This is a genomic window from Massilia cavernae, from assembly GCF_003590855.1.
Lineage (GTDB): Bacteria > Pseudomonadota > Gammaproteobacteria > Burkholderiales > Burkholderiaceae_D > Telluria_A > Telluria_A cavernae.
This window is the reverse complement of sequence record NZ_QYUP01000019.1, coordinates 1-20,966: the sequence shown is the minus strand read 5'-3', so window position 1 is coordinate 20,966 and position 20,966 is coordinate 1. Positions and strand designations below refer to the sequence as shown.

Here is a 20,966-nt window from a genome sequence, read left to right as displayed (position 1 = left end):
CGCGCAAGCTGATGGACGTGGCGGGCCAGGCGATCGGGACGGTGCACGGCTACCGCCATCCGGAGCTGGAAAAGGCGCTGGGCAGCGGATTCGTGCGTGACGACGGGCCGACCACCGAGGCGAGCCTGCGCAAGCTGGCGATCGGTCGCATGCAGCATGCGATCACCAGCGAAGACATCTACCTGTACCGCACCAGGCATGGCGACCTGCCGCTGACGCTGCACCCGCCGCTGGTGATCAAGCGCTACATGACCCATTGCGCGGTGGCGCCCAGGGGCCGCATCACGGTCGCCGAGGTGAATGCCGGGATCGCCAAGATGGCGCGCGACGACACCATCGCGAAGATCCTGGCGCGCTACCGCTGACGCCGGCCGTCACGGCGCGACGGCGACCTTCTCCACGAAATACTCGGTCTCCCCGAAGCAGGAGCTCGGCACTCCCCGGTGCTGGGCGTAGCTGATCACGACCCGCTTGCCGGCCGCCGCGGACAACTGCGCCGCCAGCTTGTCGTCGCGGACCGTAAACGCGAAACGTTCCGGGATCGCGCCGGGCATGCTGCTGAGCAGCATCTCGCCTTCCCAGGTCTTGCACAGCCATCCCTTGCGCGAAAACTTTTGCAGGTAGCCGGCCCGTTCGCCTTCCGAGTAGGACCAGCTCATGGCGATCCAGGTATACAGCGAAAAGGCCGCTGCGGCGGCGGCAAGCAGGGCGACCAGGATCAGGCTGATTCGGCGGTGTGTGGGCATTGTTGTCCGTTTTCTTGTTGTTTGGTTGAAGGTGATGGCGTCAGTACGCATCGCGGTCCGGCGCCTCGGCGGGATGCTGCGCCGCGTGCTTGCGCTTGTACCGCAGCGACGACCAGATCGACACGAATATGAAGGCCACGCCCGACAGACCGGTGAACCATTCCGGGATATGGTACTTCACGCTGGCGAACATGATCACGGCCAGGATGCCGATGGCGTAATGGGCGCCGTGTTCGAGGTAGACGAATTCCTCCAGCGTGCCGCGGTCGACCAGGTAGACCGTCATCGAGCGCACGAACATGGCGCCGATGGCCAGCCCCAGCATGATGATGACGACGTCGCTGGTGATCGCAAACGCACCGATCACGCCGTCGAAGCTGAACGAGGCGTCCAGCACTTCCAGGTACATGAAGCCGCCGAAGCTGCCGCGCGAGATGATCTTGCCGATGGCAGGGTCTACTTCCTTGTCCTCCAGCAGTCCGCTGAGAAAGTCGACGCCCACGTAGATCGTCACGCCCAGTACGCCGGATGCCAGCACCGATAGCTGGCGGCCTTCGGGCGCCAGCGCCATGCTGGCGAATGCCGCCAGCAGCGCCAGCAGCACGGCCAGGCCGCCGGTGCCGTGCTTGCCCATCTTTTCCTCGATCCAGCCCAGCCAGTGCAGTTCCTTGTCGTCGTCGAACAGGAAATTCAGGAACACCAGCAACAGGAAGGCGCCGCCGAAGGCCGCGACCTCGGCGTGCTTTTCGGTCAGGTGGCGCGAGTAGCTGTCTGGGTCGGCGATCGCCATGGTCCAGACGTCGGCCAGCCCGAGGCCGGTGGCGACCGCCACGATCAGCAACGGGAATACCAGCCGCATGCCGAACACCGCCACCAGGATGCCGACGGTCAGGAACAGCTTGCGCCAGAAGTCGTTCCAGTGCCGCAGTACGGAGGCGTTGACCACCGCGTTGTCGAAGGAAAGGGACACTTCCAGTACGCCGAGCACGGCGGAAATCCACAGCGCCGCCAGCATCCCGGTAATGCCGCCCCGCGAATAACCCCACCAGCCGGCCACCATCATCAAGACTACCGAGACTCCGATTGAGAACCGGAAGTGCTTCATGCGTTTCCTTTCTGGTCGGGGAATGCAAAAAATACCACTCCCCGTCAATATTACCTGTTGTGCGGGGCAAAGCGGCGCAGCGAAGCTCGACCCAGTAACTGAAGCTTGTACCTGTCGCGTATGGCAAGACCACGCTTGTGCACTGCCAGAGCCGGCGGAATGATATCGGCGCACGGGAGTTTCAGCGTTCGCAGCTTCCCCAGTTCGATGAATAGACGTGCGCATCAAAATAGCGCGCCATCCACTCGAACGGATCGCCTTTCAAGTCACCCCAATGGTATTCGTTGGTAAAGCTGGTCGATGTGATGGGATGGCCGCGCGCGAAGAGCGTGCGCGCAACTCCGCCTGCTGACCGGCCGTGAGTGACTGATCCAGGGCGGCGAACTCGTAATACTGGTATTCGCTCATGCTGTCGTCAGAAATAGTATTCGTCGGGGTAGATGTCGGCAGGGATCACATAGGTCTTCAGCCAGGCCTTGAGGACCTTAATGTCCTGAAAGTCGATGAGGTCGCGTGCGAGGGTATCGACGCTCGCTTGCATCTGCGCGATGTCGGCATACAGACACTTGGCTAGCGTCGTCGGCGTTATCTGGCGCGGTATGGGCTGGCGTGTCTCACGCATCAGCGAGTATTCCAGCTCGCTCGTTTCGCGTTGCAGTTCGCGCACCTGGCCGTCCAGGACCTTGTTGTACTGCTTGATCCGTTCGTCGCTCATCTGGTCGAGCACGGCCTGGTCGATCTGGTCGATCTGCAATTGCAATTCCAGCAGGCCGAGAAAATCATTGGCCGCGTAGGCCACGTTCACCCTTTGCATCAGCGCCGTCTTGCGCTCACGCTCGGCGACGTCCTGCTCGCGGTCAGGATGCAGGGCGCTGGCCAGCTTGCGGTAGATCTCGCGCACCGATTGCTGAAGTCTTTGCTGTTCCGCTTGCTGCCGCAATTCGCGTGCGCTGGGCTTGGCCGACTTGCCATGTTCGGCGGCGCCCCCGTCGGCCGCCAGCTTTTCCTGTTGCGCGCGAGCCGCCATTTTCTCGGACATGGCCCGGAACAGGGCTTCGGGCGAGCTGACGTCGGCGTCGTCATCGATGCGCACACCGAGCAAGTCTTCCACCATATCCTTGAGCGAGTCCTCGAAACCGTCTGCGCCGAAGTCGATGTCGCCGCCGGCGTGCTTGTTGAACAGCGCCCGGACGTCCTCGTCCTCTCCTTCATCGAGCAATGAGAGCGCAATCGAACTGATCAGGTCGACCAGCTTGGCCTTGTCCTTCTTGCCCATGGCCTTGTGCGCGTGCGCGCGGTCGAACAGTTCGAGCAGCGCCTTGCGGTGGCCGTCGAAAGCGCGCGCCAGCGGCAAATACCCTGTCTCGACTTGGCGCTGAATCTCCGGCAATGCCTCGTGCCAGGCGGCAAGGCGCTTGCGCTCGGCTTCGAGCTTTTTGACCAGCGTGTTGAACTGCTTGCGGACACGGGAAACGGGACTGATCGAGGGCGCGGCAATGCGAATGCCGCTGGTGGAAGAAAAATCCATAGTGTGCGAATTGGGAAGCGTTGACGGTATCGGACGGCCGGGTGGCCGACGCCCGATTATAACGGAGCCCGTCGACTCGCCGTGCGCGGGCGGCTCGCCCCTCGAGACAACTTGATCGGCACGGCGGGCGCGCTTAAGTTCGGTGGATTGAAGCTCGCCCGACAGGGGAGCGATCTGCGATAATTCTGCTTAGCATTTTTTTATGGAAGATTTCATGGAGTTCATTTACTTGATTACGCCGGTGCTGACCTGGCTGGCGGTCGGACCGATCAAATTCCTGATCAACAGCGCGCGCCACCGGCGCTGGGCGTTCGACCTGATCGGCAATGGCGGCTTCCCGAGCAACCACAGTGCCGTCGTCACCAGCACCGCGACCCTGATCGCCCTGCGCGAGGGCATGGCGCACCCGGCCTTCGGCGTGGCAGTGACCCTGGCCTTCGTGGTGATGATCGACGCCAACAGCCTGCGCCAGCACGTCGGCCGCCACGCCGCCGCCATCAACGCGCTGCGCGGCAGCGAAGCGAAGGTGCTGCGCGAACGGATGGGCCATACCCTGGTCGAAATCGGTGGCGGCATCCTCACCGGCATGGCGATCGCCTATGCCATCCACTCCCGGTTTTCCGCGTTTTAAGCCCTTTGGGGCACTAATTGCCGCATTTCAAGTGCCCCGAAATGCATTTCAGTCGCCTAAAACCGCACTTCGTCTATCGAATCCTGCAGTATGAAAGTTAGTCAATTGACTCTGCCGAAGCCCACTGGGATACTTCGGCGTTGAGGCAGTTTACTTTCGACGTATAGCACTATCAAAGAACATATATTCCCCGGAGAATTCAAATGCTGCGCAAAACCATTCTTGTCCTTGCCATCGCATCGACGCTCGTCGCCTGTAGCAAGGAAGCCAAGGAACCAGCCAAACCAGGCGCGGCCTCCGCACAGGCGGCCGCGGGCAAGGACGCCAAGCCGCCGGTCAAGCTGCTGATTTCCCCGGAGGACCTGGTCACGGTCCAGTCCAATTCGATCGCATCGGGCCCGGTGATCACCGGTTCGGTCCAGCCTGAGCGCAAGGCCGACCTGCGCGCGGAAGTGTCCGCAGTGGTGCTGCAGGTGCTGAAGGAGAACGGCGACGTGGTCAAGCGCGGCGACGTGCTGGTGCGCCTCGACGAAACCGCGATCCGCGACAGCCTGGCCTCGGCCGACGCGTCCGCGCGTTCCGCGGCGCAGGCGCTGGACCAGGCCGACCGCCAGCTCGAGCGCATGAAGACCCTGCGTTCCTCGGGCATGACCTCGGCCCAGGCCATGGACGACGCCGAAATCCGCCGCAACAACGCCTCGAGCGAACTGGCCGCGGCCCGCGCCCGCGCCGTGCTGGCGCGCCAGCAGCTGGCCCGCACCCAGGTGCGCGCGCCGTTCGACGGCGTCGTCAGCGAGCGCAAGGTCTCGGCCGGCGACACCGCCTCGGTCGGCAAGGAACTGCTGAAAGTGATCGACCCGACCAGCATGCGCTTCGAAGGCAGGGTATCGGCCGACCGCATCGCCATCGTCAAGGCGGGCCAGCCGGTCAGCTTCCGCATCAACGGCTACGCCGGCCAGGAATTCCGCGGCGTGGTGCGCCGCGTCGACCCGGCCGCCAACGAAGTCACCCGCCAGGTGGAAGTGCTGGTGTCGTTCGCACCGGACTCGCCGCAGCCGCGCGTGTCCGGCCTGTACGGCGAAGGCCGGATCGAGGCGGAAGCCAGCTCGGCGCTGATGCTGCCGGAAGCTACCCTGGTCAGGGCCGGCGACAAGGCGTACGCATGGCGCCTGAAGGACCGCGCCACCCTGCAAAAGGTCGACATCAAGCTGGGCATGCGCGATCCGCGCAGCGGCAGCTACGAAATCCAGGGCGGCGTGGCCGCCGGCGACATCGTGCTGCGTGCGCCAAGCTCGTCCTTCAAGGATGGCCAGCAGGTACAAATGGCAGCGGCAACCAAGGTTGCCAGCGCAACGGCAAACGGCACTGCGCCAGCCGCACAAGGAAAATAAGCCATGTTCTTATCCGATTTCAGCATCAAGCGGCCAATCGCGACGATCGTCATGATCGTGGCGATGATGTGCCTGGGCCTGCTGGCCCTGAAGAAGCTGCGCGTCAACCAGAACCCGGACGTCGAAGTGCCGGTCCTGATGATCTCGATCCCTTACCCTGGCGCATCGCCGGAAACGGTGGAACGCGAGATCGTCGCGCGCATCGAGAAGTCGCTGGCGAGCATCTCCGGCGTCAAGGAAGTGAACGCCGACGCCAACGAGGGCCGCGCCCAGTTCTGGCTCGAATTCAACTTCGACAAGAACCTGATCGAAGCGTCCGATGAAGTGCGCAATGCGATCGCGTCGGTACGCTACAAGCTGCCGGTCGAAATGCGCGAACCAATCCTGCAGCGCCTCGACCCGGCCGCCCAGCCGATCCTGAACATGGCGCTGTCGTCGAACAGCCAGTCGCACGCGGAGATTTCGCGCCTGGCCGAAGACGTACTGGCTGACAAGTTCCGCGGCATCGACGGCGTCGCCACCGTCAACGTCAACGGCGCCCTGCGGCGCGAGTTGTCGGTCCTGCTGCGCGCGGAAAAACTGCGCGAATACAATGTGTCGGTGTCCGAAGTCGTGTCGGCGCTGCGCAACCAGAACACCAACGCGCCGGTCGGCAAGATCCGCGGCGACCTCGACGAAAAGAGCATCCGCCTGATCGGCCGCATCGAATCGCCGGCCGACTTCCAGCAGATCGTGGTCAAGCGCCGCGGCGAAGAGCTGGTGCGCCTGGCCCAGGTGGCCGAGATCCGGGACGGCTTTGCGGAAGTGAACAACGTCAGTATCCGCAGCGGCAAGCCGAACGTCGGCCTCACCCTGATCCGCTCGCGCGAGGCGAGTACTGTCTCGGTGGCCAACAAGGCCAAGGAACTGATCAAGGAAATCGAGAAGGACCTGCCGGAAGGCACCAAGCTGGAAGTGACCCGCGACGGCGGCGACGAAGCCCAGCGCAGCCTGAACAACGTGATCGAATCGCTGGTGTTCGGCGCGGTGCTGACCATCTTCGTGGTGTACGCCTTCCTGAACTCGTGGCGCTCGACCCTGATCACCGCGCTGTCGCTGCCGACCTCGGTGGTGGCGTCCTTCATCGCCGTATGGCTGTCCGGCTTCACCCTGAACTTCATGACGCTGCTCGGCCTGTCGCTGGCGATCGGCGTGCTGATCGACGATGCGATCGTGGTGCGCGAAAACATCGTGCGCCACATGCAGATGGGATCGGAACGCCGCAAGGCTGCGCTCGAGGGCACCGCCGAGATCGGCATGGCCGTGGCCGCAACCACCTTCTCGATCATCGCCGTGTTCATTCCGGTGGCCTTCATGCCTGGCATCTCCGGCGAATGGTTCCGTCCGTTCGCGCTGACCGTGACCTGCTCGGTGCTGGTGTCGCTGGTCATTTCGTTCACCCTCGACCCGATGCTGTCGGCCTACTGGGGCGACCCGGTCGACCACCACACCGCGCCGAAGAAGGGCGTGTCGAAGGTACTGGCGCGCTTCAACGACTGGTTCGACCACCAGGCCGACCGTTACGGCAACGTGATCGCCTGGGCGCTGCACCACCGCGTCTGGATGACCCTGATCGCCGTTGCCAGCCTGGTCGGCGCGATCGTCCTGCACGCATCGTTCGGCGGCTCCAGCTTCCTGCCGGCAGCTGATTCAGGCAACCTGATGATCGAGATCCGTACCCCGGCATCGTCGTCGGTTGGCTACTCGCAGGCCAAGGTGGAGAAGGCGGCCGAACTGGCGCGCTCGATTCCTGAAACCAAGGACACCAACAGCTTCATCAATACCGGCGGCGGCCGCGTGTATGTCGACATCGGCAAGCGCAACACCCGCAAGCGCAGCGCCAAGGAAACCGCGGTCGAGCTGCGCGAAAAAGTGGCCCAGCTGGTGGGCGCCGAGTACACCGTCATCGACGACCTGAACGGCGGCGGCAAGCCGATCCGCATGGAATTCACCGGCCCGGATTCGCGCAAGCTGCTGGAGATCACCAACCTGTACATGGACAAGCTGCGCCAGGTACCGGGCGTGGTCGACGTCGGCCTGTCCGAGCAGGATCCGAAGAACGAGCTGCAGATCGAACTGAACCGCGGCCTGGCCAACTCGATGGGCATTTCGGTCAACGACGCCGCCCAGTCGCTGCGCGTGGCGTTTGCCGGCGTCGAAGTGGGCGACTGGGTCGACCCGACCGGCGAAACCCGCGACGTGGCGGTGCGCCTGCATCCGGCCGACCGTGTCAGCGCCGAGAACATCGAGCGCCTGCCGATCGCCGTGACCGGCACCAACCAGATGGTTCCGCTCGACCAGATCGCCTCGATCACGATGGGCAAGGGGCCTTCCGCGATCTCGCACAAGGACGGCAAGCGCGTGATTTCCGTGTCCGCCAACGTGCAGGGCCGCTCGCCCGGCGAAGCGACCCAGGACGCGGTCAAGCTGGCCGAGAAGATGGACTACCCGCCGGGCTACGGCCGCAAGCTGGGCGGCGCCGGTGAAGACCAGAAGGAACTGTTCACCGAGATGACCATTGCGCTGGTGTCCGGTATCGGCCTGATGTACCTGATCCTGGTGATGCAGTTCGGTTCGTTCACCGCGCCGGTGGCCGTGATGCTGTCGCTGCCGCTGTCGCTGATCGGCGTGGTGCTGTCGCTGCTGATCACCAAGAACACCCTGAACCTGATGAGCTTCATCGGCATCATCATGCTGATGGGCCTGGTGGCGAAGAACGCGATCCTGCTGCTGGACGCGGCGCGCAAGCGTGAAGCGGAAGGTTTCGGCCGTGAAGACGCGCTGATGTACGCCGGCCGCATGCGCCTGCGTCCGATCCTGATGACCACGTTCGCGCTGATCGCGGGCATGTTCCCGGTCGCGCTGGGCCTGGGCGAGGGTGGCGAGTTCTACCGTCCGCTGGCGATCGCGATTATCGGCGGCACGATTACCTCGACGATCCTGACCTTGCTGGTGGTGCCGACCTTCTACGACAGCATCGAGATCAAGCGCGACAGCATGGTGGCCAAGTTCCACAGCCGCTCCGAGCGCTTCCACGCGCTGCCGGCGTTCGTCATGACGTTTGTTGAAGTGATCTTGTTCCTGACCTTCATCCGCCTGGTGTATCGCCTGCTGAAGCGTGTGTTCGGACTGGTGACGGGCCGTGGCCGCGGACCGCGCGGTCCGGTCGTGCCGGGGGTAGCGCGCTAAGCCTCGGTTAGAGAGCCGTAGTAGTGGAAGAGGGATCGCGAGAGCGGTCCCTTTTTCGTATAGTCGCCTGGATTACCGAGCATGGCGGATTGATTATGCGCTGCGCGCCTGGACACGCCCTGCGAGGGGAGCTGGAACCGCTGGCTACGGCCGCGAATGGGCGCGGGCGCTCATCCGCCCCACGTGTTGAAAAGGCGCGGGGCGACGCGCCCGCGGCATGAGCCGCTATTCCAGCTCATGCCTGGAACCGGCCTTACTTGGTGTCAGGTTTGGTGGTGGTAGTGGTCGTGGTGCTTTCGGTCGTGCTCGTTGCTGGCGGCATGGTCGTGGCGTCGGCAGGCGGCATGGTCGTCGTGGTGGTCGTGCTTTCCGTCGTGGTGGTGCCGGTGGCCATGTCGCCCGTGGTACCGCTGGTGCCGGTTGCGGTGCTTGGGGTCGTGGTGGTGGTGGTCGTGGTGGTGTCGGTGGTGCCTGTGGTGGTTTCCTCACGCTTGCAGGCGCTCATCGAGACCGTCACGACAACCGCTGCCAGAAGGATTTTCGTTACGTTCGAAAGTGATTTCATTGCTAACTCCTCGTTCACGTCAAGTGAGTGCCACCGCCGGTTCCGCGCCTTTCGCGAAGGACGGCAACGCCATTCAGTCCCGCTCTGAGCCTGATAACAACCCCATGGGGACCATCAGGGAACCGACGCAGCGAGCCACGCGGCCCCGTTCAGTGCACGAATTCGACTGTAAGAATTAGACTTGGAAGCGTCGCGGCAGTTCGTTTATTTGTCGAAATCGGCATTATTTCGACGTGCGGGAGCATTTGGTTTGAGTTGAGTCAAACTTCGTTGATGTCGAAGAGCACGGCAAAGCGTGTAGCACGGAACAGGCTTATCCGCGGGCAATGTTCTCCATTAGCGCGGGAATTTCGTGGGGGATTTCGCGCGCGAGGTAGCCGAGCGTGCCGAAGCGTCCCTAGGCTTTCGGCGCTGCCGGGATGTCCTTCTGCACGGTGATCGGCGTGCCGGTCTCGAGCAGCGGCGCGACGAAATTGGCGGTCTGGAGCACGAGCTTGCCCCGCTTGCCGATGCTGCGGTCGAAGGTGTACGACGTGGCCGAGCAGTTCGGCACGTCGCCGGCGCGGTCGATATCGAGGATAGTGCCCTCGTCCATGCGTTCGAACAGGTAGCGGAAGCAATTGACCGTGACCTGGTGGCCGACGATCAGCAGCCTTTCCTTGCAGTATTCGCGCGTGATGGTGTCGAGCACGCTGCGCAGGCGCAGGATCACGTCGCACCAGCTCTCGCCGCCGGGCGGCCGAAAGTAGAACTTGCCGACGTGGTGGCGCTGCTCGTACAACTCGGGATACTTGTGCGAGATGCCGTGCGTGGTCAGGCGGTCGAGGATGCCGAATTCCTTTTCGCGCAGGCGTTCGTCCACCTGCACCGCCAGCAGCGTGTCCGGCCCCAGCGCCTTGATGATGATGCGCGCGGTCTCGGCGGCGCGGATATAGGGGGAATGCAGCACCACATTGGGCCGCTTGTTTTCCGGCAGCGATGCGAACCAGCCGGCGAGGGCCTGCGATTGCTGGACGCCGAGTTCGGAAAGGGGAACGTCGACGTCGCGCTCGGCGATGTCGATCAGGTGGCCGGCTGCAGCCTCGGCCGCATCGCGGGCGACGTTACCCGAGCTCTGGCCGTGCCTGACGAGCCAGATATCCTGCGGCCATTTTTGCTCCATTTCCGCCTGCCTTGCCTTATTGACATGGCATTTATCATAGACGGATTCGGCGCTCCGTCAGCGCACGATAGCGCGGCCTCAGGCGACCTGTTCGTCGCTGTCCAGGTCGAGTTCGGCGTCGCTGTTGAACACCGCCATGTCGGTCTCGCCGAGCAGCCGGCTGGTGACGGTGCCCGCCGTGATCGAGCCGCTGACGTTGAGCGCGGTGCGTCCCATGTCGATCAATGGTTCGATGGAAATGAGCAGGCCGGCCAGCGCCACCGGCAGGCCGAGCGAGGACAGCACGATCAGCGCCGCGAAGGTGGCGCCGCCGCCCACGCCGGCCACGCCGACCGAACCGACCGCGACGATGGCGATCAGCGGCAGGATGAAGGACATGGTCCACGGGTCGATGCCGACCGTCGGCGCGATCATTACCGCCAGCATGGCCGGATAGATGCCCGCGCAGCCGTTCTGGCCGATGGTCGAACCGAACGAGGCGGCGAAGTTGGCGATGCCTTCCGGCGTGCCCAGGCGCGCGGTCTGGGTCTGCACGCTCATCGGGATCGAGCCCGCGCTGGTGCGCGACGTGAAGGCGAAGGCCAGCACGGGGACGATCTTCTTGACGAAGCGCACCGGGTTCAGACCCACCGCGGAGATCAGGAGCAGGTGGACGCCGAACATCAGGATGATGGCGCTGTACGACGCCGCCACGAAGCTGATCAGGTTGACGATGTCGTCTGGCTTGGAGCCGGCCACGACCTTGGTCATCAACGCGAACACGCCGTACGGGGTCAGGCGCAACACCAGGGTCACCATGCGCATCACGATCACGTGCGCCACCTTGATGAAGCGGGCGAAGGAATCGAAGATGTCAGGCATCTTCTTGTGGATGCCGGTCGCGGCAAGGCCGATGAAGATGGAGAACACGACGACGGCGATGGTCGAGGTCTTGCGCGCGCCGGTCATGTCGAGGAAGGGGTTTTCCGGAATGAAGGACAGGACCATGCTCGGCAGCGAGAGTTCCTGGGCGGTGGCCAGCTTGCCCAGCATGTACTCGCCGCGCGCCACTTCGGCCGCGCTTGCCGTCAGCCCGATGGCCGTCAGTCCGAACAGCTTGGCCATCAGGATGCCGATGGCGGCCGCCACCATCGTGGTGGCAATCAGGATGCCGATCGTCAGCCCGCTGATCTTGCCGAGCGAGGACGCGTCCTTCAGCTTGAGGATGGCCGAGATGATCGACACCATGATCAACGGCATGATGATCATCTGCAGCAGCTTGACGTAGCCGCTGCCGACGATGTCGAGGTAGGCGTTGGTCTCCACGATCACCGGGGACGCGGTACCGTACAGCATCTGGAATGCGCCGCCCAGCAGTACGCCCAGGCCGAGGCCGGTAAACACGCGCTTGGTGAACGAGGCATGGCTGGCCTGCATGCGGTAAAGCAGGAAGCAGGCGGCGAGGGCGACGGACAGGTTGAGGATCAGTGGGAGGGTCATATGAGTTGGCGGGTGCTGGGAACGAGACCATCCGATGGAACGTGAGGCGGCGGCGATCGATGCAATAGTGATCGCATTCTAAAGCCATTCTTGCATTAGTGCACGATAGCCTTGCGGCCGATGTAGGGGCGTACGACGCATAAGCGCAGGGCGGACGAGGGCGCTAACGGGGAGCGCTCTTCCGCCGCTGATACCGCCGCTACTTTCGGTGCTTGTTCAGGAATTCCCAGATGGACGTGTTGGCATCGAGATCGCGGCTGGTTTTTCCAATCGGAAGACCGACATTGAAAGCATCGGCGCCGGCCCAGGTGTGGCCGCCATTCTTGATCGTGACAAGTGCCACGCTGACTGCGTTGCCGCTCTGTTCGGTCTTGGTGAACTCGGTACCGTCATCCTTGTCGCGGTCGACGCTCCGCTGGCTTATCGCCGCTCCGCCAAGCTCGTTGTGCTTCAACCAGTACTGGTAGGTTTCGTTGGCGGAGAGGTAGACGCCCGTCTTGCCGTCGAAAGCCACCACCTGGTCGCCAGTGCCGTGCATCAGCATCACCCCGACCTTCGCTTTATTGACGTGATTGGAGACCACTGGCTGGGGCATGGGCCCTCCGATTGAGGCGACCGCCGCAAACAACTGTGGCAACTCCGCGGCAACGCGCAGGCTGAAAAAGCCGCCGCGCGACAGGCCCGTTGCGTACACCCGCTGCTCGTCGACGCGATATTCCTGCCGGATTTTCTCCAGCATCGCCTCGGTGAAGCCAATATCGTCGGTGCCGTCTTTGTAATCCATGCCGAAGCCGATGTTCCAATCCTGCTTGATGCCTTGAGGGTCGCGGTGGACCCGCTGACCGGCCAGCCCTGCGCGGACTTCGGAGACAACGGTTTTGTGAACCTGCGCGTCGGTATGGACAAGGGCAGGCCAGAGTTCTATTTTCCGACCGTGGCGCCAACCGTGACGCGCAACCTGGTGATCGTTGGCGGCCTCGTCTGGGACAGGTTGGCCTCGGCGGGCTTGTACGACAGCTCATATGAATAGGTACTGCCAGTATATGTCCGCGTGGGAGCAAGATATGCTGCGCACCGGTGCGAAAACGCCGCAAAGTATGCGTTGCGCGGGCCGAACCGGCACTATTGTCTGACACTCGCTGCCTATAATGTTTTTTACTTTGACAAACATGAAAGGGTTCACATGAGCATCGTCTTCAGGCCGAAATACATTAGCTTCGACTGTTACGGTACCTTGATCTACTTCCAGATGTCGCCAGTGGCGCGCCAACTATTCGCCGACCGCATTGCGGCAGAGGACATGGACGCGTTCTGCAACGACTTCTCGGCCTATCGCTTTGACGAAGTGCTGGGCGACTGGAAGCCCTACTACGAAGTGGTCTACAACGCCGTGCTGCGCACTGCGAACATGTGGAAAGTGCCGTTCCGCGAGTCGGACGTTAGCACGATCTACGAAGCTGTACCGACTTGGGGCCCGCATCCGGACACCGTCGCCGGCCTGGCCAAGATCGCCGATAAGATCCCGCTGGTGATCCTGTCCAACGCCATGGACCATCAGCTGGTGCACAATGTGCAGAAGCTCGAAGTGCCGTTCCATCGCGTATACACGGCGCAGCAGGCCAAGGCCTACAAGCCGCGTCGGCGCGCTTTCGAGTACATGATCGATCAGCTGGGTGCGAAGCCGGAAGACTTCCTGCACGTCTCGTCCAGCATGCGCTATGACCTGATGTCTGCGCACGACATCGGCATCAAGAACAAGGCCTTTGTGAATCGAGGCCATGAACCCGGCACGCCGTTCTACGGCTATTCCGAGATCAAGGACATCGGCGGCTTGGCAGGCCTGGTCGGCCTTTAAACACTGGCCCTGCAGTGGCTGCGCATGGCTTTACGGGTTGCGCAGCCGTTGTAGGCTACACCTCCCTATCAGCCGAAGGTGTGGCCCACCGAGAGTTAGCGGTCGCCGTTATGCAGCGCTGCATCTGTGCCGGGTGGCGGCGCGCGACGATTGTGTGGCTCCTGCGGGCCACCGTGACGACGCCGATGGCTCGTCAATCGGTCATGGTCCGCAGAGTGACGGAAAGCGCCGTGGCAATTAATGCGCTGAAGACCGATTCCAGCTCCGGGCCTAACACAATGTCAGCGCCGGTCAGCGCCATCGCACGCCAACGGCCAGGCCAATCCAGAGATGCAGCGGCAGGATAAACCGGCGCGCGACGCTGAGCCCCCCGGCCGAAACGCGGCCCCCCCCTGCATCAGTACGGACGAAAGAGCTTCTCGTAGAAGCCGCTGACGCGTCCTTTGATCGTTCACCGGCTGCGCACCTTTGTTCCGCGAGAACCAGTCGTGAATGCCATCAAAGGCGGCAGTGAAAGTACATCGGCCCCCGGTCATATCGGCGCTGATGCATTCTGAATGTACCACGGCTTTGTTTTCACCAGTAGGACTTCACTGCGTTAATATGTAGCTACGGGCTGCCCCAGGAAATCATCACGCCGAACTGTCGCAGCAGAACGGCGTAGTGGAACGCGTGATCAATCGGCGGCTGGATTTAGTTTTACAACCACGAGCGCTCGCACCAGGCGCTTAGATCTGTAAGACAAGGGAATCACAGCGGATCAGTGAAGCAGGTCTTGAAGTCTGTAATAGGCGCCGACAAACGGCAGGAACCAGGGATTCCCCGAATATGCCGGGATGGCGGGCCATTCGAAATCTTGCAACGGATTGCATGCTTGATTGCCCCCCATGATCTCAGCCATCATCTTGCCCATATAGGTTGCCATCTGTGTGCCATGGCCGCTGTAGCCCATCGAGTAGTACAGTCCGTCATGTTCGCCGGCGCGCGGTAAACGGTCTATTGTCATGTCGAGCATACCACCCCAGCAATAATCAATAGCGACGTCGGCCAGATCGGGGAAAACCTCATACAGGGATCGTTTCAGGACCTCTCCGCTCTTCTGATCCGATTCGGCATTTGAGGCTGCAAAGCGCGCGCGACCGCCAAACAGCAATCGGTTGTCGGGAAGAATCCTAAAGAAGTGAACGAAATTCTTGGTATCAGTAGCGTTGCGTCGGGTAGGTAAAATTCTGTCCAGCACCTCAACGCTCAGGGGCTCAGTCGCTATGATAAAAGCACCGATGGGAATAATACGCTTGCGATACCGTTGCAGAGGTCCAACCGCTGAGGTTCCTGTCGCAATCAATACCTGTTGGCCCTGAACGGCACCCCTTGGCGTTGAGAGGCGATGTTCATATCCGGCGAGCCGCTTGATCTCATGAACAGGGGCATTTTCGTAAATCCTCACGCCCCGTCGCACGCAAGCATCGGCAAGGCCTTGGACGTACTTGCCCATGTGCATTCCGGCACTCCTAGGGAAAACCAAACCGCCGTGGTATCGATCCGACCCTATTTCCGAACGCAGGTCGCTCTGGCTAACCATATAGCTGTCTGGGTCGACATCACTCGCCATCAGCTCCTGCGATCTCGCCAGTTTTTCATAATGCTCAGGCTTGGCCGCCAATTTCAGCTTCCCAGTGCGCTTGAAATCACACTCGATCCGTTCCTCGGCAATGATTGCCTCGACAGTGTCCACCGCCGCATTGAAACTTTGATACAGCGTCCTTGCCCTGTCGCGCCCAAGCTTTTGGGTCATGCCGTAATAGTCCTGCGCAAAACCGTTGTTGCACATTCCTCCGTTGCGGCCTGAAGCACAGCCGCCGACTCTACCCGCCTCCAGCAATGTGACGCGTGCGCCTTTCTTCGCCAAGGCCAGCGCGGCGGACAAGCCGGTGAAGCCGCCGCCAATAACCACGACATCGGATTCGCCTTCGACATAGCCTTGTTCGGCGCCCGAAAAGGCCGGGGCTGTGTCGAGCCAGTAAGGAGTAAGTTTCATTCGTTTGTTCCTCGTTTTGGGCACAGTAAACATTAATGATCAGGATTTTTTTAAAGGTATTTCAGCCACCAAATGTCACGACGTCGACGCTTAACGTCGGCAAACCACTTGGTTGGGAAATAAAGGAAAAAAGTCAACGCCACCCACCAGACCCACGCCCAGCCAATCCAGTCGAATCCGAAATACTTCCCATGGTTAGGTCCCCAGATCAGCATGGCAGCGTTATACAAGATGCGAAGAACATAGATATGCAGCAAGTAATAGAACATCGGCGCACCACCCAAAAAAGCCAGCCGCCGCACATTCAGCCTGGAGTCGTAACGCTCCAACAGTGCGAGCAGGATCATGCCCACGCCTAAGCTGGGCAGGAGAAAAAGAAGGGATGGTGGATACTTTGTCAACGCCATGAAACTCATCACATTACGAATCAGGTCGCCAGTCTCAATCCAGGGCTTATCGCCATAAACATTCATGAATCGCAGCAGGAAGAAACCGACAATCATGCTTAGTCCAAGATTTATGAGGCGGCGTTGGCGAACGGATGGGTCGTTGCCATCGGCAAACCAAGGTCCCATCGTATATCCGAGCAGGATGACGCCGATCCAGGGCAAAATGGGATAGGTCGTCTTTGCGACAAACCCGGCACCCAGGCTGATGACATCCCGCTGGTGAAGCATGGTCCACAGCGTATAAAAGGCGTCACCTGCTTGCAAGTGGATACCATCCAGAAGGTTGTGTCCACCAACGATGATCAGACCAGCGACGATTTGAGCGGTCCTGGGCATATGTAGCAAGGCAGCCAGGATGATCATGCAGGCGCCGATTGCCCAGATAACTTGTAGCCAGAAGACATTCGGAGGAAAGCTCGTCGACCAGGCGAGACTGCACACGCTGACGTCGAGGACCATGAGAAAAGCTCCGCGCTTGATCAGGAAGATCGACGTTTCGCGTTTACTATGAGATTGCCCATACAGCCAAGCCGACAGGCCGGTCAAAAGAACAAATACGGGAGCGCAAATCTGGCTCGTCAAGCGGGTAAAAAACATCGCTGGATCAACAAGCAACGGATTCATCGGGTCAGTGACCTGAAGGTGAAGGAACCAGTTTTCCCGGACGTGATCCAACAGCATGATCACCATTACTAAACCGCGTAAGGCATCGATTGCCAGGAGGCGCGTTTTGGTTTTCGCAGCTGCGAGGGGCGCTGTCTCGATCTTGCCCATCCGCTGGCCCGCTCTTTCCACTGTGTAGCTGCTTAATTGTTCGTTCATTACATCCTCCCGTTTGTGAGATTCGCCCTGCTGTGGCGCCGGCTTTCCATGCAGCAGCGGCCGGGGCGCATCGTGTTGATTCAATTTTCCAACCAGACGTACTCGGCGGCCGTGTATCCCATGAACCCACCTAGCGGATTAGGCTCTATGCCTTTGACCTTGCTGATGACGCCTTCCAGATTGGTGATGAACACTGGAATGCCGATGCTGCATTTTTCATGCACTAGCACCTGCATGTCGGCATACAACTGCTTACGCTTGGCGATTTCGGTCTCAGCCCGTGCCGCGATTAGCAATTGATCGAATTGCTCGTTCTTCCAGCCCGATTCGTTCCATGCGGAATTCGACTTGAAGAACTGGGTGAAATGAATGTCGGCGCTGGGGCGCTGATTGACGTTGCCGAAGCCCATCGGCGATTTCATCCAATGATTCGCCCAGTAACCGTCCGCCGAGACCCGCTTCACGCGGAGTTTCAGGCCGGCCTTATAGGCCGACTGCTGGATCAGCATGGACATCTCCACCGAACCGGCGGCAGCCACAGAGCACACCACCGGCAAGGTCAGGTCCAGCGCACCGGCCTTCTTCAGATGAAAGCGCGCTCGCTCCGGATCGTAGGGACGCTGCGGCAGACCTGCGAAATAGTAAGGGTGATTGGGCGCAAGCGGTTGATCGTTCCCGATCACCGCGTAGCCGCGAAAGACGGCGCGCTTGATCTGTTCGCGGTCGATCAGATACTTCATTCCGAGCGTGAAATCGGGATTTCGGCCTATCCCCATGGTTTGCCTGATCACCAGGTCGGTGTACATACCGGATGGGCTTTCCAGCACGGTAAAGCCCGGCTCCAGCCGTATCCGCTTGACGGAGCGCGGATTGACGTCATTGATCCAGTGGACGTCGCCCGATAGCAGGGCGTTGACACGCGCCGGTTCGTCTGGAATGCCGAACAGCTCCACCTCGTCCAAATGGGGCAAGCCGGGTTTCCAGTAGTTGGGGTTTCGCACGCCGATGGTGCGCACGCCGGGATTGAACTCCTTGCAGCGAAAAGCTCCGGTGCCGTTGGCGGTGTTGAACGTCGTCGTGCCATCCTTGATGATCAGGAACTGCACCGTGGACAGGATCACCGGCAAATCGGCATTCGGGCCGGTCAGTTTGATCTGTACTTCGGCGGGGCCGCTCACTCTTATCGATTCGAACTGATCTGCGAGGGAGGCGGCCTTCGAAGCCACCGCTGGATTCTTGTTGCGCATCAATGAATACACCACGTCGGCCGGGGTCAGTGGACTGCCGTCGTGAAAAAGAACGCCCCTGCGCAGTTTGATAATCCACAGCTTGGCGTCGCGGGTATTGATTTCTTCCGCCAGCACCATTTCCGGTACCATTTTGCCATTGAGCTTGGTCAGGCCGTTATAAAACATGTTGACCCGGACGTAATCGATCGATTGTATGGCTTTCGCCGGATCGAGGGTATCTGCGGTCGAGGTGGTTTGTGTAGCGATCTTGATCTTGCCGCCGCGCCTTGGCGTCTGCGCATAGGCATTCCCGGCTAGCGGTAACGTGCTTCCTGCGGTGCCGAACATTACGCCGCCAGCCAAAACAGCGCGCATCACATCGCGCCGCGTAAAACCGGTGTTTGCACTTCCCGGTGACTCCCCTGCGCTCGATCGACTGTTCGCTTCGTCCTGCCCGAATTTACCCGTTGTCATGAAAGCCGTCCCAAAAATCCAACAGTTGAAGTGAAAGATGCCAAGATCTCAGTTCTGCCCTAGCCCTTGGCCTGACCCACAATCGCGAACTGCGTTAGCGGACTGTCTGCGACAGGTGCTTGACCGCGCAGCATGCTGGTAAGGCGTCCCACCTGCTTCAATCCGCAGCTATCCAACCATTCGGAAAGCCCTGACGTGTGAGGCACATCCAACCGCATGAACTGGTCAGTTTTTTGGCTTAAGCCGTACGAGATAAGCCTCTTTGCACATTCCACATCAGTAGCAATAACCGGTCCAATGCAAAAACCCAAGCCGAATTGCCGGACGATGGTAAACCCGGCAATCTTCCCGTCGCGTTCAAGGACAATCCCTTCACCGTCGGCAAATAATGACGCATATAGCGCATTGCGCTCAAGTCCTGTTACGGCGCGGTCGATTTCGATTAGCCGGTTTCTGTCATCAAGTCGCATAGGCCGAAGTCTGTCGCTCCCGGCGGTCTGGAACGTTTCCGCCGCAAAACCGGAACCCTGGTGCTGGTGAATAAATCCGCATGCGGTGAATCCCAGTTTTTCATAAAGCGGGCGTCCGTCTTCCGTTGCTCGAAGGTTCACCGAGCGTTCACCCGCGGCATCCAGCACGGCCCTCATCAGATTGCGGCCGATGCCCAGTCCCTGAAAATTGTCGGCAACGATGACCATGCCGAGACTCGCCGCTGTTTGCCCATAAGCCCAAAACATGATGGTTCCGATGACCGCATTGTCACGTTCGGCCACATAGCCCAGGCCCAACTGCAATAGTGCGGCCCAGTCTTCCCTCCTGTGGGGCCAGCGCAGGGCTGCCGACAACGCGTATCCCTGGTCGAGATCGGCCGTCGTCATGGGCCGGACATGTATCATGCTGGCTATCGCTGTGCTCATCACTTTTCCTCACATTCATCTTTCTGCGTGCACCGCCAGGCAGGCGGACGTTCGTAACTTGTTGACGCGGGAGCGTCTGGCAGTTCGTGCGAGGCCTCAGAGGCCCGGGTTGCGCCTATTCATCGAAGGCGATGAGCGTGCTCTTGTGACGCAGGTTGGCTTCCACGGCCTGGCGTCCCAGATCCTTACCAATACCGGAATTGTTGAAGCCGCCGGTCGGAATAATAAAATCGGCGGACCGGCCATATCTGTTCACCCAAATAGTGCCGGCCTGAATGCGTCGGCGTGCACGCAAGGCGCGGTTGATATCGCCGGTAAAGACACCGGCGGCAAGCCCATATTTGTGATCCGTAAGCTTCAGGCCCTCCTCTTCGTCGTCGAAGCTTTGCACCGTCAGAACCGGCCCAAAGATTTCCTCACGAACAGCCTCGGATTCAGACCTAACGTCCGACAAAATCGTAGGCTGGTAGTAGGCTCCATCATCAACCGTGCTCAGGTGCCCGCCCCCGATGAGGACGCTGGCGCCGCCTGCGATGGCGCGTTTTACGATTCCATCGATACGTTCCATTTGCGGATGAGAGATCACGGGCGAATAGGTCGTGCTGGTTGCCCAGGTTGGGCCCGGGCGAATAGCTTTGGTTAGAGTAATGATGCGATCGAGCAGCGGAGCCTGGATGCTGCGCTGAACGACCAGACGGGAACCGGCGACACACACCTGACCGGCGTTGTTCAAGATGGAAGCAGCGACTGCTCGCGCGACCCTGTCAAGATCCGGTACGTCGGAAAACACAAGTTGGGGGCTTTTGCCGCCAAGCTCCAGCGTGACAGGCTTGATTCCGCTTTGGGCGCTGGCGATCATGATCGCCTCGCCCGTACGGGTAGATCCGGTAAACGAGATTTTTCCAACCATAGGATGCCGGCAAAGAATGTCGCCTGTCACGGCTCCGGTGCCCTGTACGATATTGAAGATGCCCTTGGGAATACCCGCTTCGATCGCCAATTCCGCCAGAGCCAACGCGCTGAACGGGGTCATCTCCGACGGTTTGAGTACGACGGCGTTGCCAGCGGCGAGGGCCGGCGCAATTTTGGTAATGGCCTGGGTGATCGGGAAATTCCACGGCGCAATTGTCGCCACGACGCCGTAAGGCTCGGACGTCACCATCCCCAGATGATCCGCGCGAGTGGCGGCCACTTCGCCGCCAAGCTTATCGGCGAATTCGGCGAAAAAGCGGATGCAGTCGGCCGCGTAGGGATATCGATTTCAATGGCGTCCTTGACAGGACGAGTCGAGGTGACGGCCTCCAATTGGCCGAGAGCTATCTTGTTGGCCTCGATCAAATCGGCCCA

Annotated in this window: 17 protein-coding genes and 1 pseudogene; 6 read left to right on the top strand and 12 right to left on the bottom strand. The window is 60.8% G+C overall.

Annotated features, from left to right (window positions below):
* Positions 1-365, top strand: a 365-nt coding sequence (locus D3872_RS02320) for a type 2 periplasmic-binding domain-containing protein (protein ID WP_147373763.1), incomplete at its 5' end; no start/stop codon positions are given.
* A 9-nt stretch (positions 366-374) separates the two neighbouring features.
* On the opposite strand, the gene D3872_RS02315 is transcribed toward D3872_RS02320, so the two are convergent.
* The 3 genes from D3872_RS02315 to D3872_RS02300 all read right to left on the bottom strand — a co-directional run bounded on the left by D3872_RS02315 (position 375) and on the right by D3872_RS02300 (position 3,379).
* Positions 375-746 carry a DUF8785 domain-containing protein gene (locus D3872_RS02315; protein ID WP_119809291.1) on the bottom strand — a complete coding sequence of 124 codons (372 nt, stop codon included), beginning with the start codon at positions 744-746 and terminating at the stop codon, positions 375-377.
* A gap of 40 nt (positions 747-786) precedes the next feature.
* Entirely contained in the window at positions 787-1,851 is a 1,065-nt protein-coding gene (locus tag D3872_RS02310) for a DUF475 domain-containing protein (RefSeq protein WP_119809290.1), read from the bottom strand.
* A gap of 415 nt (positions 1,852-2,266) precedes the next feature.
* A complete protein-coding gene (locus D3872_RS02300; protein ID WP_119809289.1) occupies positions 2,267-3,379 on the bottom strand; it encodes a J domain-containing protein in 1,113 nt (370 codons plus the stop codon).
* Positions 3,380-3,593: 214 nt separating this feature from the next.
* Here D3872_RS02300 and D3872_RS02295 point away from each other — a divergent pair, with 214 nt between their 5' ends.
* The 3 genes from D3872_RS02295 to D3872_RS02285 all read left to right on the top strand — a co-directional run bounded on the left by D3872_RS02295 (position 3,594) and on the right by D3872_RS02285 (position 8,629).
* Positions 3,594-4,010, top strand: coding sequence for a divergent PAP2 family protein (locus tag D3872_RS02295; RefSeq protein ID WP_119809293.1), 417 nt, complete (start codon positions 3,594-3,596; stop codon positions 4,008-4,010).
* A 203-nt stretch (positions 4,011-4,213) separates the two neighbouring features.
* Positions 4,214-5,401, top strand: a complete 1,188-nt coding sequence (locus D3872_RS02290; protein WP_119809288.1) for an efflux RND transporter periplasmic adaptor subunit — start codon at positions 4,214-4,216, stop codon at positions 5,399-5,401.
* A gap of 3 nt (positions 5,402-5,404) precedes the next feature.
* Positions 5,405-8,629, top strand: coding sequence for an efflux RND transporter permease subunit (locus D3872_RS02285; protein WP_119809287.1), 3,225 nt, complete (start codon positions 5,405-5,407; stop codon positions 8,627-8,629).
* A gap of 253 nt (positions 8,630-8,882) precedes the next feature.
* Here the strand turns inward: D3872_RS02285 and D3872_RS26915 are convergent, their stop codons facing one another.
* From D3872_RS26915 to D3872_RS02265, 4 genes are all read right to left on the bottom strand, one after another.
* Positions 8,883-9,194: a hypothetical protein gene (locus D3872_RS26915; protein WP_182915647.1), complete on the bottom strand. Its 312-nt coding sequence runs from the start codon at positions 9,192-9,194 to the stop codon at positions 8,883-8,885.
* 397 nt (positions 9,195-9,591) lie between these two features.
* Positions 9,592-10,356, bottom strand: coding sequence for a histidine phosphatase family protein (locus tag D3872_RS02275; RefSeq protein ID WP_119809286.1), 765 nt, complete (start codon positions 10,354-10,356; stop codon positions 9,592-9,594).
* A 78-nt stretch (positions 10,357-10,434) separates the two neighbouring features.
* Positions 10,435-11,835, bottom strand: coding sequence for an L-cystine transporter (locus D3872_RS02270; protein WP_119809285.1), 1,401 nt, complete (start codon positions 11,833-11,835; stop codon positions 10,435-10,437).
* Between the two features lie 199 nt (positions 11,836-12,034).
* The gene (locus tag D3872_RS02265; protein ID WP_119809284.1) at positions 12,035-12,619 is read right to left on the bottom strand and encodes a CE1 family esterase; all 585 of its coding nucleotides are present in this window, start codon (positions 12,617-12,619) and stop codon (positions 12,035-12,037) included.
* A gap of 45 nt (positions 12,620-12,664) precedes the next feature.
* Between D3872_RS02265 and D3872_RS02260 the strand changes: the two genes are divergently transcribed.
* Both D3872_RS02260 and D3872_RS02255 read left to right on the top strand, forming a co-directional pair.
* Entirely contained in the window at positions 12,665-12,865 is a 201-nt protein-coding gene (locus tag D3872_RS02260) for a hypothetical protein (protein ID WP_119809283.1), read from the top strand.
* A gap of 159 nt (positions 12,866-13,024) precedes the next feature.
* The gene (locus tag D3872_RS02255) at positions 13,025-13,690 is read left to right on the top strand and encodes a haloacid dehalogenase type II (protein ID WP_370660939.1); all 666 of its coding nucleotides are present in this window, start codon (positions 13,025-13,027) and stop codon (positions 13,688-13,690) included.
* A gap of 760 nt (positions 13,691-14,450) precedes the next feature.
* Here D3872_RS02255 and D3872_RS02250 read toward each other — a convergent pair.
* The 5 genes and pseudogenes from D3872_RS02250 to D3872_RS02230 all read right to left on the bottom strand — a co-directional run.
* Positions 14,451-15,728 (bottom strand): NAD(P)/FAD-dependent oxidoreductase, encoded by a 1,278-nt coding sequence (locus tag D3872_RS02250; RefSeq protein WP_119809281.1) that lies wholly within the window; start codon positions 15,726-15,728, stop codon positions 14,451-14,453.
* Between the two features lie 50 nt (positions 15,729-15,778).
* Positions 15,779-16,999, bottom strand: a complete 1,221-nt coding sequence (locus tag D3872_RS02245) for an acetyltransferase domain-containing protein (protein WP_229459115.1) — start codon at positions 16,997-16,999, stop codon at positions 15,779-15,781.
* A gap of 80 nt (positions 17,000-17,079) precedes the next feature.
* Positions 17,080-18,702 (bottom strand): ABC transporter substrate-binding protein, encoded by a 1,623-nt coding sequence (locus tag D3872_RS02240; protein ID WP_119809279.1) that lies wholly within the window; start codon positions 18,700-18,702, stop codon positions 17,080-17,082.
* Between the two features lie 59 nt (positions 18,703-18,761).
* Positions 18,762-19,619 carry a GNAT family N-acetyltransferase gene (locus D3872_RS02235; RefSeq protein ID WP_119809278.1) on the bottom strand — a complete coding sequence of 286 codons (858 nt, stop codon included), beginning with the start codon at positions 19,617-19,619 and terminating at the stop codon, positions 18,762-18,764.
* 115 nt (positions 19,620-19,734) lie between these two features.
* A pseudogene (locus tag D3872_RS02230) lies at positions 19,735-20,966 on the bottom strand (aldehyde dehydrogenase family protein); the annotation flags it as partial.